Origin of the sequence: Porcibacter vitabionis (assembly GCF_046263795.1) — a bacterium.
Classification (GTDB): domain Bacteria; phylum Bacillota; class Clostridia; order Lachnospirales; family Lachnospiraceae; genus Lachnocurva.
In genome coordinates, this window is sequence record NZ_JBJYZD010000014.1 from 39,260 (window position 1) to 53,257 (window position 13,998).

The following is a 13,998-nucleotide window of genomic DNA, read 5'->3' on the forward strand; positions in this document are numbered from 1 at the left end:
AGGAAAACGGAGAGAGAAAATGGATATCAACTATGTAAGTACGAGAAATGCTCAAGATGTGCGAACTGCTTCGGAAGCGATCCTTCAGGGACTGGCCCCGGATGGCGGACTCTATGTGCCGACTGCGATCCCGAAACTGGATCTGCCCCTGGAGAAGCTGGGACAGATGTCCTACCAGGAAGTTGCATTCGAAGTGCTGAGCCGTTTCTTAACAGATTTTACGGCAGAGGAATTACATGACTGCATCAATCGCGCCTACGATGAGAAATTCGACTGTCCTGAAATTGCCCCTATGGTGAAGGCACATGGCGCTTATTATCTGGAGCTTTTCCATGGGAAAACCATTGCATTTAAGGATATGGCTCTATCTATTCTGCCTTATCTCATGACGACTGCGGCAAAGAAGCAGGGCTTGAATAAAGAGATCGTGATCCTGACGGCAACTTCCGGTGATACCGGGAAAGCGGCTCTCGCCGGTTTCTGTGATGTCCCTGGAACGAAGATCATTGTCTTCTATCCCAAAGACGGTGTAAGTCCCATTCAGAAACAGCAGATGGTGACCCAGGCCGGATCCAATACTTATGTCATCGGTATCAAGGGCAATTTCGATGATGCTCAGACCGGAGTCAAGAAGATTTTTCATGACAGGGAGATGGCAGAAGAGCTGGATGGCATGGGTTATCAGTTTTCTTCCGCAAATTCCATTAATATCGGCCGCCTGGTTCCGCAGGTTGTCTACTATGTCTATTCCTGCACCAAGCTACTTTCTGATGAGGAGATCAAAGCCGGTGAAAAGATCAATATCTGTGTGCCGACCGGTAATTTCGGTAATATCCTGGCAGCCTATTATGCCAAGCAGATGGGTATGCCGATCGATCGCCTGATCTGTGCAAGTAACAGCAATAAGGTGCTCTATGACTTCTTCCGTACCGGCGATTATGACCGCCGGAGAGACTTCCATCTGACCATGTCCCCTTCCATGGACATCCTGATTTCTTCCAATCTGGAGCGCCTGATCTATCAGATTCTGGATCGTGATCCGGTCAAGACCTCGGCTGACATGGAGGATTTGAATCAGAAGGGGATCGCAGAGATTGATCTTGACCTTTTGAAAAAGAAGGTTCCGGACTTCTATGGGAATTATGCCAGCGAAGAGGAAACGGCAGCTGAAATTCGTGCGGTCTACGAGGATACCGGTTACGTCATTGATCCTCATACTGCTGTAGCGTCATCTGTTTATGAGAAATATAAAGAAAAGACAGGGGATAGCACGAAGACCCTGATTGCATCTACAGCAAGTCCCTTCAAGTTCACACGTACCGTTTTACAGGCGATCGGCGCTGATCAGCCGGATAAAGAGGATCTGGACCTGACAGAAGATCTGTCAAAGATTGCCAATGTGGAGATCCCTGCTGCAATCCGTGAAATTAAGGATGCGCCTGTCCGCCATACGACGATTTGCGAAGTGTCCGAGATGCCGGATGAGATTCGAAAGATTCTGGCAAAATAAGAGATGTAAGAGATCAGGAGCATTTTATAATGAATTCTAGAGCTGTTTTAATGATTTTCGACATTATTATCATGGGAATCAGTCTGGTTCTTCTCTACCATGCCATCCATATGAAATCGACCAAAGAGATACCGGACCTTCTGATAGATGATAGTGAAATGAAGCGCTGCAAGAAGGGCAAAGAAGCAGATTTTGCCGAAGAGCTTCAGCCGAAACTTCTGATTTTCTCTCTGGTTGGCTTGGCTGCAGGTGCCATTGGCCTGATTAGCGGTTTCATCCACAAGGGTTTGGCCAAGACTGTCTTTGTTATTGCACTTTTGGCCTTTCTGGCAGTCTGGACCTGGTTTACCGCAAATACGAGGAAATTGAAGGATAAGTATTTGTAGTAAGGCCTTATCTCTGTTCTCTGATCGGATTCGAAAGAAAAAATACGAAGATCGGGAACGAAACCATGCGTTTGTCGAGAAGGGAGAAATCAAATGTCAATAATTACAAAAATCCTTGCAGTTTTGGTTGCAGTAGAATTCCTTTATATTTTCTACCTGGAAACCATCGCAACATCATCAGATAAAACATCCAAGGTTTTTGGCATGGATGTAGAAGAATTGAAAAGGAAGTCTGTTAATACTCTCTTTAAAAACCAGGGGGTCTACAATGGATTTATCAGCGTCTTGATCTTACTTGCGGTTTTCGCTTTCACCAGCAAGATCGCAGTGATTTATCTCATGATCTACATTATTGCAGTAGCCCTCTACGGAAGCTTTACCAGTAATCCGAAAATTATTTTGATGCAGGGCGGGCTGGCGATCTTGACCCTGCTCTCTTGTGTCCTTTAATGAATGAAAAGGCAAATAAGTGGTATTTCAAAACGAATAGGGGGAAAATGCCGAGTAAACATGATTTGGTTTTTCGTGTCAAATCTCATTTTCGATTTGTGTCAACTACCCCGACCTAAGCTATCGCTTTGAGGTCGGAGCTCGTAACTGCCCTGTGGTATAGCGGATAAATCCTCCCACATTTAGTCGTTTAGCATTACTGCTAAAAGTGGCGTTACATCGTAGGCACGTTGACACGTACCTGTACTGCAGAGATTTACTCCGTAGCAACTGCATCAGGTACTAATAGTTCTATTCCCATACGATGCAGATTCATAGCTCCAATGCGGTCATCGTTCGATTTATAACCACAGTTTTTACAACAGAAAAGATGCATTTTCTTGTTGCGGTTAGTCTTTTCTGTATGACCACATTTAGGACAAGTTTGGCTTGTATAAGCAGGATTAACCTTTTCTACAAGCTGATGATGCATTAAGGCTTTGTAAGATAGTTTCTGTTCTAAATCATAGTAAGACCATGATACAGAAACATAACGGTCTTTCACCTTAACTCTTTCAGTAGCAGAACGGATACCACTTAAATCTTCAATGACAAACAAAGTACCAACGGGATTATTCTCAACGAGTGCCTTTGATACACAATGGTTTACATCATGCATCCAACGGTTTTCTCGCTGACCGATAGCTTTCATTCGTCTACGGGATGATGGAGTGCCGACCTGCTGTAACTGCTTACGCAAAGACTTATAATGAGCACGTTTTTGTTTAACGACATTACCCTCATAAAATACAGATTTTCCATTGCTATCATATGTTGCAGCAAGAAATCTGATTCCGCGGTCTATACCAACAACATTAGAAACTTCTGATTTTTTAAGTTCGGTAATTTCGTATGTTACAGGTATATGCAAATAAAACTTATTATGTTTATTCACAAGCTTCGCAGTGCCAAACTTACAGTTGTCAGAAAAATAATGTTCAAAGCCATTTTTATAGAAAGTAACCTTGATACGACCATTCAATGTATTAACAGAAAATATATCGTTTTTTGTATTAAGCGAATAATCCCTGTTCCATACAAGGTCTAATTGAGGAAGTCTGAATACAGGCTTTATCCACTTTTTCTGATTTTCGAGAATGGTCTTGTATTTAGCAATAACTGTTCGTACACAAGAAACTGCCATCTGAGAACGTAGACCATAAATTTCACGGACTTGATAGTAAGTATCTTTCTGTACACTATAACGACTAAGGCTATGCGTTTTGTATATGTATTCAGACACATAATTACAAGCATCAGAATAAGCCTTCATGGTATCGCAGAGAATCTGCTTATCAAAAGGATTTACTAAAATCTGAAGTTTTGCTGTAATTGTCTGCTCCATATACAATACCTGCTTTCTTCGCCAAAATTATTATATCATATATTATGGCGAAGAACAATGTTACATAAAGAAAATACGCCGCTAAAACGGGCATTCCTCCCACGACTTACAGAAGTCGGGGCTTCCTGCCCTGCGGCGTTGGTGAAACAGTTAGCTGCTATATCTGACCGCCTGTACTCAACGCTCATCCATGGGCACATATTCCTGATGGGGCAGGGTGGTCATATAGGCCGGGCGCATGATCTTATCACCATGGCAGAGTTCTTCAAGCCTGTGAGCGCTCCAGCCTACAATACGGGCGATGGCGAAAATCGGTGTATAGAGTTCTCTTGGCAGATTCAGCATCTGATAAGCAAAGCCGGAGAAGAAGTCGACATTGGCGCAGACGCCCTTATAAATCTTACGCTCTTCTGCAATGACTTTCGGAGCCAGTTTCTCAACCAGACAATAGAGGGCGTATTCCTTCTGGTAGCCTTTTTCTTCAGAAAGCTGTTCCACATACTTTTTGAAAATTACAGCACGAGGATCGGAGAGAGAATAGACAGCGTGACCCATACCATAAATTAACCCCTTGTGATCAAAGGCTTCTTTATGAAGCAGTGCTCTGAGATAGTCTGCAACCTGATCTTCGTCCGTCCAATCGGTCAGATGTTCCTTCATTTCGGCGAACATATCAATGACCTTCAGATTTGCACCGCCGTGCCGAGGTCCCTTCAGAGAACCCAAAGCCGCAGCTATAACAGAGTAGGTATCCGTCAAAGTGGAAGAAACCAGATGAGTGGTAAAGGTCGAGTTGTTTCCGCCGCCATGTTCCATATGGAGGATCAGACAGACATCCAGAAGCTTTGCCTCCAGTGCCGTAAAGGAATTGTCATCCCGTAAGCAGTGGAGAATATTTTCTGAAGTGGAGTACTCCGGCTTTGGCCTGTGAATGATCAGGCTTCCATCCTGATAATAATGCCGGTAAGCCTGATAACTATAGACAGAAAGCAGTGGAAACTCGGCGATCAACTGCAGGCATTGACGCAGCACGTTAGCAACAGAGGTGTCATCTGCTTTCTCATCATAGGAATACAAGGTTAAAACAGAACGCGCCAGAGAGTTCATCAAATTGTTTGAAGGCTTCTTCATGATGACATCTCTTACGAAGTTCGGCGGGAGAGAACGATAGCCGGACAGGATCCGCTCAAATTCCCGGAACTCTGCCTTGTTTGGAAGCTTACCAAAAAGAAGGAGATAGGCACATTCTTCAAAGCCGAAATGATCCGAAGGACCAATGCCTCGAACCAGATCCCGAATATCATAACCGCGATAGTAGAGCTCACCGGGGATCGGGATGGACTTGCCGTCGATTTCCCGCTTTGCATTCACCTCTGAAATATTGGTGATTCCGACAAGGACACCCTTACCGTTCATATCACGGAGACCCCTCTGCACATTGTATTCCGTATATAAATTGGGGTCGACCTTGGAAGCCTTCATGGTTTCCCGGGCCAGATTTTCAATTTCAGGGGTAACTTCAAAATACTTGCTGTTTTCTTCTGCCACGTCACTCACTCCCGTTTCATTCTAGATTTGTATCGCCATGGACGAATGAAAATGAAATTCCAGATCAGATAAGATGCATTTTCTCTGAGACGAACCTTGAAATATCGGCCTGTGATCAGATGAAATGCATAAATAAAATTTCAATTATGCAATGAACTGGCGAAAAGGCTAATTTCTTTCATATTATCATTTTGACGGCATAAATACAAGAACCATTCTAGCTGCTTGAAGAATACTTCATTGAAGAAAGCGGGCAATGCTCTGAGACTGCATTTTACGAACCCTGAATTTATTACATTGACGCAATAAAGACTTGAATAATCAGAAAACTAATAATTCATTTTTAAATACAGTTTAAAGATAATAATCAGACTGGTATTCGTTGTAACAGGTGATTTGATAATCATCGAAAAGCCTCCTTAAATCAGCTTTTACGATCATACCATTTGTACATTTTTATTCCGGAACTTTTGTACATATTTAATTATGACATAGCACTGATTACCAAAAGGCAAGAAAATACTGGAATAAACTAAAACAGAGGCTTTCTGAAGAGGGAGGTCAACTGGTGACAAATTGTCACGGGTTGAAAATGACGGCGCAGGATGTCAAAGATGAAGTCACAAGAGCGTGGTCTGGTATGTCGACGAGACAGTATAAGAATCTGGACATGTTCTCTTACACAACAGAACTGGATCAGGATATTGTGGGGACATATGATCCGAGGCATGTGGAGATACGTTGGAAATTGCACCATAAAAACGTGAACAGTAGTCAAATATACGTAAAGATGATATGATTGAAGCCAAAGGAGTAAGAACATTTGGCTTCATAAGACAATTGGGTTTTCGGGCATGAAGCGATGAACTTCATGCCCTTTTTTTCTTGGAAGGACCTGAATTTGGGAAAGAAATCGACAAAAGAGAACAAGAGCATTTACCTGATCTGCCGGGAAGAAGCTGGAATGACCAGGGAGGAAGCTTCCAAAGCAATGGATTTGTCTCCGACAGCCGGATTGAGAAGTTCGAGAGCGGAAGATCTTCGGTCCAGCCAGAGGAAGTTCTGGCGATGGCAAGGCTGCTCACAAAGATGGATGATCAAGCCTGAGTACAGCAGAAAAATCGGAGTTGAGAATGCATCATATTTTCGTTCTGAAGTTGTCAATGAAGAGAAAGAGGTAAAGAAAAATGTTGAGTCTTCTGGTACTGATATTTATCGTGGTCGGGCTTTTTAAGCTGACAGGCGTTGTGTTCCACGCTGCCGGGAAGATCCTTGGAGGAGTTCTTGGCATCATCGGATGGCTGATCCTGGCAGGACTTGCGGTAACGCTGTTCGGACTGGCACTGTATGCGATTCCGATTGTTCTGGTCATCGGAGTGATCGCACTGATCGTCAGTGCGGCGTCATAACGGAGGATAGGATGATGCCAGAAGGGATTTCTGATGATTGCCTTGAGTCAGCATTTCAGAGACAAAGTTTTATTGGAGAAATAACGTTGGAAAAAGATTTAAACCATTTCCGTGATGCTCAAGAACGGGACTATCAGCAGGCCCTTGTAGAGATCAAAAACGGAAGAAAAGAAACCCACTGGATGTGGTACATCTTCCCTCAGATTCATGGGTTGGGTTTCAGCAGTATTTCCCAGTATTATGCAATCAAGGATTTGCAGGAGGCAAGGGACTTCCTGAAGGATCCGATACTTGGGAAGAACCTGAATGAGATTTGCAAAACGCTGCTTGCCTTGAAGACAGACGATCCGCACGCAGTTTTCGGGAGCCCAGATGACATGAAATTATTGTCCTGCATGACGTTGTTTGAGCAGGCGGATCCAGAGAACCAAGTCTTTCCAAAGGTAATCGAAAAATTCTATCATGGTCGGAGAGATCAGAAAACTCTGGAGATTCTTCAGAATGAGATCCCACCGGAACTGGGTGATCGGAAGATTTATGACACACCCATCGGACCGGTATGCATGTCGAAAAGAGAGCACGAAGCTTATATGGAAGAACGCCGCATCAGAGAAAGCAGGGAGAAGAAACGCTGATGGATACGAAGAAGATTCTCATTGTTGTGGATGCAGAATGACTTTATTGATGGAGCTCTTGGAACAAAAGAGGCCGCTGCAATCGTTCCTGCTGTTATTGAGAAGATACAGAGCTATCCGAAGGAAAATGTGTATGCGACACGGGATACGCATCCGGCAGATTATATGGATACGCAGGAGGGCAGATGTCTTCCTATTCCGCACTGCATCAAAGGAACAGACGGATGGGAAATCCGGAAGGAGATATCGGCATTGCTCCTGCCTGACCACATCATTGACAAGCCGACCTTTGGATCTGTGAAGCTGGCGGAGAAAATGAGGCATTTGGCGGAAACCAGTCCGATTGAAATTGAACTGGTTGGCCTTTGTACAGATATCTGTGTTGTCAGCAACGCACTGCTTCAGAAAGCATACCTTCCGGAAGTGAAGATCTCTGTAGATCCGAAGTGCTGTGCCGGAGTCACACCTGAGAAACATGTGGCAGCTCTTGAGACGATGCGTTCCTGCCAGATTCAGGGACTTTAATAGTTGTACTGGAATGGGTGAATCTATGATTTGGGAATTCTTCTACGACAATTATCTGGAAATGCCGGTGACAGGTACTGTTAATAGGGGTCTCAAACAAAAGTGGCTCAGTTATCGCCGGAATGGTGGTTCAGTTAATAACGGAATGGTGGCTCAGCTGCACCGGACAGGATGCTCAACGGGCTCCGGATTCTTCAACAAAGCAGCAAAATAATAGTGATTTTGGAGATGCGACATACAATTACATATGGCAAAGTGCACTTAATCTTAAGTGTGCTTGGCTACCAATAAACAACCCTATCGGGTCGTGTCAAAAGCAGGGAAGATGTGCTGTAGATTGACACGGGCTGGTGGGGTTGTTATTTGTACCGTTTTAATTATCTCATACCACATTTTAATTTAGTCAAATATTTTGAAAATGACCAAATTAAAATGCTTGACAACTATATTAAACTGGAGCATACTTAGAACGTACCAATTATGTCATATGAATAATATATGACTAAATTAAAAATTAAATGAGGTAATTAGATGAGAGATTATAATTACAGAGATAAATGGCAAAAGCTATTAACTCCGGAAATTGTAAAGAAGCTAACTCTGATTAGTGAATACAAAGGTGAGCAGAGACTATTTATTGAAGCTCACAAAGATGAGTTAAAAGAACTTGTTGAGATTGCTAAGATTCAGAGTACAGAGGCTTCTAATAGAATAGAGGGTATTTCTACAGCAGACGATCGATTGAAGAATCTGGTTCTGGAGAAAACAACTCCGCGAAACAGAGATGAATCTGAAATTGCTGGATATCGTGATGTGTTAAATACAATCCATGAGAATTATGATTATATACCAATCAATGCAAATTACTTTCTTCAATTACATCGTGACTTATATAAGTTTGTTGGCAACGTTGATGGCGGTGTATTTAAGACGGGAGACAATATCATTCAGGAAGAAGATGATAAGGGAGATAAGAAAATCCGATTTCGTCCTGTTCCTGCATGGGAGACAGCAGAGTCTGTAGATGCACTTTGTGAAGCATTCCGAGATGCAAAAGGAGAAGTGGATCCGTTGATTTTAAATGCTATGTTTATCCTGGATTTCTTGTGTATCCATCCATTTAATGATGGAAATGGACGCATGAGCAGATTGTTGACACTTTTGCTTCTGTATCAGTCTGGTTATATTGTTGGAAAGTATATCAGTATAGAGAAGATTATAGAAGAGTCTAAAGAAACGTACTACGAAGTCCTTCAGGATAGTTCATTAAACTGGCATGAAAATGAGAATGATTATAAGCCGTTTGTTAACTATATGCTTGGAGTTATAGTAAATGCTTATAAAGAGTTCGAGTCCAGAGTAGATCTTGTTACAAATCCGAATCTGTCAAAGTCAGATCGAATTCGTGAGATTATAAAAAATCACATCGGAACGATTACAAAGTCAGAACTTTTGGAAATGAATCCTGATATCAGTGATACAACGGTTCAGAGAACACTGGCAGAACTTCTAAAGAATAATGAAATTAAGAAAATCGGCGGTGGGCGTTATACGAAATATACATGGAATGTGGAGGATTAATAAATGATTACAGGGGAATTAAAGAATAAAATCGATGGACTTTGGGATGTGTTTGCCGCTGGTGGACTGGTAAACCCATTGGAAGTAATTGAGCAGATTACATATCTTATGTTTATCAGAGATTTGGATGATGTAGATAATAAGCGTGAAAAAGAAAGCGCTATGCTTGGACTTCCTTATCACAGCATCTTTGCAGGTGAAGTAAAGATTGGAGATCGTTCTATTGAAGGAACACAGTTGAAGTGGTCCGTATTTCATGATTTTCCGGCTGGAAGAATGTATACCGTTATGCAGGAATGGGTTTTCCCATTTATTAAGAATCTTCATAGTGATAAGAATAGTGCATATTCTAAGTATATGGATGATGCAATTTTTAAACTTCCAACACCGCTTCTCTTATCAAAGGTAGTGGATTCTTTGGATGAGATTTATGAAATTATGAATGCCGCACAGTCGTCAGATGTACGCGGTGATGTGTATGAGTATTTGCTTAATAAGATTGCATCAGCCGGAAGAAACGGTCAATTCCGAACACCTCGTCATATTATCCGTATGATGGTTGAGATGGTAGATCCAAAGGCTGATGATGTAATCTGTGATCCGGCTTGTGGTACTTCTGGGTTCCTTGTTTCAGCTGCAGAATATTTAAAGGAAACAAAGAAAGAAGAAATCTTCTTTGATAAAGATAAAAAAGAACACTATATGAATTCTATGTTTAATGGATTTGACATGGATCGAACTATGCTTCGTATCGGTGCTATGAACATGATGACTCATGGAATTGATAATCCTTTTATCGAATATCGTGATAGTTTATCAGACCAGAATCCTGACCATGATAAATATTCCCTGATACTTGCCAATCCACCTTTCAAGGGAAGCTTGGATGCAGATGCTGTTTCCGGAGATTTGCTTAAGGTATGTAAGACAAAAAAGACAGAGCTTTTATTCTTGGCTCTCTTCCTTCGTATGTTAAAAGTTGGCGGAAGATGTGCATGTATCGTTCCGGATGGTGTCCTTTTTGGCTCATCCAAGGCGCATAAGGACATCCGTAAGCAGATCATTGAAGAGAATCGATTAGAGGCCGTGATTTCCATGCCATCCGGAGTGTTCAAACCATATGCCGGTGTATCTACTGCAATTCTCATCTTTACAAAGACAGGGCATGGCGGAACTGATAATGTCTGGTTCTATGACATGACTGCCGATGGTTACAGCTTGGATGATAAACGTACACCGATTAGCGACAATGATATTCCGGATATCATTGAACGTTTCAAGAACCTGGATAAGGAAGTAGATAGAAAGCGTACGGATAAGTCATTTATGGTTCCGAAGCAAGAGATCGCAGATAATGGCTATGATTTATCTATCAATAAATATAAAGAAGTAGTGTATGAAAAGGTAGAGTATCCGCCAACATCCGAAATCATGGCGAATATCCGTGAGATGGAGATGGAGATCGGCAAGGACATGGATGAGTTGGAGAAACTGCTGAATACCTAAAATGGGGGATGTATATGGCAGATAAAATTCAATTGTACGAGGATCAACCTATTCGGACAGCGTGGGTTGAAGACGAAGAAGAATGGTATTTTTCGATTGTAGATGTGATTGGCGTTTTAACTGAGAGTAAAGATCCAACAGCGTATTGGCGTAAGGTCAACTGCCCCGACCTACGGCTAACGCCTTAGAGGTCGGAGCTTGTAAAAGCTCTAATTGACTAGCCTAAGTTCTTAGAGAACTACGTTATTTGTGTTAGCACACCTACGGATGGTTCCCAAGTCCGTAGCAACTGTGGAGGCTCTGTAAACAGTTCTGATGGGTAGGAACAGTCAACCTCAAATGGTCGATCACGACAAGCATTTATAACATTGGCGAAGGGAAACAAACTTTCATACGAAAGGGATACCACTTGTGAGTAGGTATCAAAGGAAGAAGTAATGCAGCAAGGAAACAGAGTATTCGTACTCAATATGCGAGGTGAACCACTTATGCCTTGCAGTCAAAGAAAAGCCCGTATTCTTCTAAAAGAAGGTAAGGCGGTAATCCATAAATACAATCCTTTTACGATTCAGTTGACTTACGCAACTGGAGAAACCAAACAGGATTGTCATATTGGTGTAGATACGGGAGCCAAGCATATCGGTATCGCTATTACATCAGAGGACAAAGTATTCTACAAGGCAGAGATAGAATTAAGACAGGACGTTAGTTCTAATCTTGATACTAAGCGTATGTATCGTAGAGGCCGTAGAAACCGTAAATGCAGGTATCGTAAGCCACGTTTTCTAAACCGTAAACATACAGATAAATGGCTGCCGCCTAGTTTACAGAACAGAATCAATCACACATTTATGTGGATAGACAGATTTTCTGCATTGGTGCCAAATCCTATTTTACATATAGAGGTTGGTAAATTTGATACGGCAAAAATGATAAATCCTAATATTCACGGTGTAGATTATCAGCATGGTCAGACATACGGTTTCTTTGATGAAAGATATTTTGTTTTTGCAAGAGATAATTATACTTGCCAAGTATGCGGTAAATCGAAAGGCAAAATTTTGCAGACACACCACATTATCTATCGCAGCAATGGCGGTACAGACAGAGTGGATAACCTCATTACGGTATGTACGGACTGCCACACATCTGCAAACCATAAAAAAGGCGGAATCCTATACAAGTGGCAGGCAGAACATAAAAAAGTAAAGCAGTATAAAGAGCCACCATTTATGAATACGCTTCGTAGAAGGATTTTCGACAAATATCCTAATGCAATAATCACTTATGGTTCAGAGACAACGCCAAAGCGAAAAGAGATTGGCTTAGAGAAAACTCATTACAATGACGCGATTGTTATAAGCAGTATAACGGCTATAAAAGAAAACCCTAATGAGTGGTTACTAATAAGACAGTTTCGCAAGAAAAAGCGTTCATTACATGAATCAACTGCTCGCAAAGGACGTAAAGAGCCGAATCGTACGCAAAAGCGTAATAGAAAAAATACGCCATACTACAAAGGATTTTGGCTTAACGATAAGGTTTCTGTATTAGGTCAGGTTGGTTACATTACAGGTTTTACTTCTGGCGGTGCATACATCAAAAATAAAAATCATGAATATATCACTTTGCCGGGTAAATCGTATAAGCAAGTAGGTATATCCAACTTGAGATTGTTGTCACACAATAATAATTGGCAATACATTAGAAACGCCGTGTAAATCGCAATTCATCCCGCCACCTACGTTTCACTTAGAGGTGGGGGATTTCTTGCTCACGGCTTGTTAAATATGTTAGCTGAGGCGACTACTACAGAGCTTACGAAAGCGGCGAATCCAATGGGGTTAAAGCAGAATCAAAAGGTTGCACAAGAAGGCGGTACGATTGCCGGCAATGCCAGAAAAGAGATTGAAGCACGAACAGGTCAGCCGGTGATTACTTCCCAGAATGCAAAACAACTTCAGAATCTGGTGACAGGATTAATTGAAGGTGTAAGTGAATATGATAATGAAGGCGAGGAAGTTTAATTGTCTAAGGTTAGTAGAAGAGGTGGGTTTTCAGATCGAAATAGGATTAAACCTGAAAATACAGAAATTCAACTGAAAGAATTTGATAGTAGAACTCGAGTCCAACTTCAAAATATGCTAAATAAACTTTATTCAGAGGTTTATGGAGATATTTATTATCAGAGAGATTATATTCAAGAATTTTTTCGTTACGTTGTAGGCGATATTTATTCAGAACCAGTAGATATAAGAACATGGATAAATGATACATCATTGTGGGATATGATTTCTGAGACTATACTTCGAGCTGATTATGATGATGTACTTACGCTTATAGAAGCTATAATTCAGTATTGGGATAGATATCTTAAGAAAACTGACTATGAGTATTACAATTCATACAATGGAAAATATATGCAGACGTCTGTGTTTGAAACGGTAAATATGTATTTTGAAAGAGAGTATGTAGGGTATAGATTTGTAGATGGATTAATTGTTCCTATAAGCGATCAATATGAAGTTAATACTGTGAAGCAAGCTTTAAACACCAAAGAAGATGTTGTTCGAGAACATATTTCGAAAGCTAACAGGTTGTTGGCTGATAGAAGCCAACCAGATTATGAGAATTCTATAAAGGAGAGCATAAGCGCGGTAGAAGCTTTGTGTGAAATACTAACTGGTGTAGCAGGGAAAGAAGCTACATTAGGAAAGATGTTAAAAAAACTTGAAGACAATGGGATAATAATTCATTCCGGCTTAAAAAGTGCATTTAATATTTTATATGGATATACATCTGATGCGAATGGAATTAGGCATGCAGGAGATATAGGTGGTCCATCATCAACGTTTGAAGAGGCAAAATTTATGCTGATATCGTGTTGTGCTTTTATTAACTATTTGATTGCTGTCACGGCGGATTAAGAAGAAAGGAAAAACAAATTGAGATTTGTAGGGATGATAGATGGAATATAAAGCGTTAAAGGATATAGCAAAAATTACGATGGGACAGTCTCCAGATTCATCTAGCTATAACGAAGAAAAAGATGGATTACCATTCT

At 41.3% G+C, this 13,998-nt stretch carries 14 protein-coding genes; 12 read left to right on the plus strand and 2 right to left on the minus strand.

The features are described from left to right. The first annotated feature begins 19 nt into the window (after positions 1-19). The 3 genes from thrC (at position 20) to ACKX2L_RS10195 (ending at position 2,346) form a co-directional block, all read left to right on the plus strand. A complete protein-coding gene (gene thrC / locus ACKX2L_RS10185) occupies positions 20-1,510 on the plus strand; it encodes a threonine synthase (RefSeq protein ID WP_497553188.1) in 1,491 nt (496 codons plus the stop codon). A 29-nt stretch (positions 1,511-1,539) separates the two neighbouring features. Further along, complete coding sequence (locus ACKX2L_RS10190; RefSeq protein WP_497553189.1) at positions 1,540-1,896, plus strand: hypothetical protein; 357 nt, start codon at positions 1,540-1,542, stop codon at positions 1,894-1,896. A 93-nt stretch (positions 1,897-1,989) separates the two neighbouring features. Then, positions 1,990-2,346 (plus strand): DUF1304 domain-containing protein, encoded by a 357-nt coding sequence (locus tag ACKX2L_RS10195; RefSeq protein ID WP_497553190.1) that lies wholly within the window; start codon positions 1,990-1,992, stop codon positions 2,344-2,346. A gap of 256 nt (positions 2,347-2,602) precedes the next feature. Here ACKX2L_RS10195 and ACKX2L_RS10200 read toward each other — a convergent pair whose 3' ends face one another. Together ACKX2L_RS10200 and ACKX2L_RS10205 are read right to left on the minus strand one after the other, a co-directional pair. Next, positions 2,603-3,730: an RNA-guided endonuclease TnpB family protein gene (locus ACKX2L_RS10200; protein WP_497553191.1), complete on the minus strand. Its 1,128-nt coding sequence runs from the start codon at positions 3,728-3,730 to the stop codon at positions 2,603-2,605. Positions 3,731-3,907: 177 nt separating this feature from the next. After that, positions 3,908-5,278 carry a citrate/2-methylcitrate synthase gene (locus ACKX2L_RS10205; RefSeq protein WP_497553192.1) on the minus strand — a complete coding sequence of 457 codons (1,371 nt, stop codon included), beginning with the start codon at positions 5,276-5,278 and terminating at the stop codon, positions 3,908-3,910. A gap of 1,187 nt (positions 5,279-6,465) precedes the next feature. On the opposite strand from ACKX2L_RS10205, the gene ACKX2L_RS10210 reads away from it, so the two are divergent. The 9 genes from ACKX2L_RS10210 (at position 6,466) to ACKX2L_RS10250 (ending at position 13,861) form a co-directional block, all read left to right on the plus strand. Beyond that, positions 6,466-6,687 carry a hypothetical protein gene (locus ACKX2L_RS10210; protein ID WP_497553193.1) on the plus strand — a complete coding sequence of 74 codons (222 nt, stop codon included), beginning with the start codon at positions 6,466-6,468 and terminating at the stop codon, positions 6,685-6,687. 86 nt (positions 6,688-6,773) lie between these two features. Next, positions 6,774-7,322 carry a DUF1810 domain-containing protein gene (locus ACKX2L_RS10215; RefSeq protein ID WP_497553194.1) on the plus strand — a complete coding sequence of 183 codons (549 nt, stop codon included), beginning with the start codon at positions 6,774-6,776 and terminating at the stop codon, positions 7,320-7,322. 30 nt (positions 7,323-7,352) lie between these two features. Further along, a complete protein-coding gene (locus tag ACKX2L_RS10220; protein ID WP_497553202.1) occupies positions 7,353-7,847 on the plus strand; it encodes a cysteine hydrolase family protein in 495 nt (164 codons plus the stop codon). 531 nt (positions 7,848-8,378) lie between these two features. Continuing rightward, positions 8,379-9,428 (plus strand): Fic family protein, encoded by a 1,050-nt coding sequence (locus ACKX2L_RS10225; protein WP_497553195.1) that lies wholly within the window; start codon positions 8,379-8,381, stop codon positions 9,426-9,428. A gap of 3 nt (positions 9,429-9,431) precedes the next feature. Then, on the plus strand, positions 9,432-10,934 hold the full coding sequence (locus tag ACKX2L_RS10230; RefSeq protein WP_497553196.1) for a type I restriction-modification system subunit M: 1,503 nt from the start codon (positions 9,432-9,434) through the stop codon (positions 10,932-10,934). A gap of 14 nt (positions 10,935-10,948) precedes the next feature. Further along, positions 10,949-11,122: a BRO-N domain-containing protein gene (locus ACKX2L_RS10235; RefSeq protein WP_497553197.1), complete on the plus strand. Its 174-nt coding sequence runs from the start codon at positions 10,949-10,951 to the stop codon at positions 11,120-11,122. 249 nt (positions 11,123-11,371) lie between these two features. Continuing rightward, the gene (gene iscB, locus ACKX2L_RS10240; RefSeq protein WP_497553198.1) at positions 11,372-12,655 is read left to right on the plus strand and encodes an RNA-guided endonuclease IscB; all 1,284 of its coding nucleotides are present in this window, start codon (positions 11,372-11,374) and stop codon (positions 12,653-12,655) included. Positions 12,656-12,772: 117 nt separating this feature from the next. Further along, positions 12,773-12,961: a hypothetical protein gene (locus ACKX2L_RS10245; protein WP_497553199.1), complete on the plus strand. Its 189-nt coding sequence runs from the start codon at positions 12,773-12,775 to the stop codon at positions 12,959-12,961. Further along, a complete protein-coding gene (locus tag ACKX2L_RS10250) occupies positions 12,962-13,861 on the plus strand; it encodes an AbiJ-NTD4 domain-containing protein (RefSeq protein ID WP_497553200.1) in 900 nt (299 codons plus the stop codon). It abuts the gene before it with no gap. Positions 13,862-13,998: the final 137 nt, after the last annotated feature.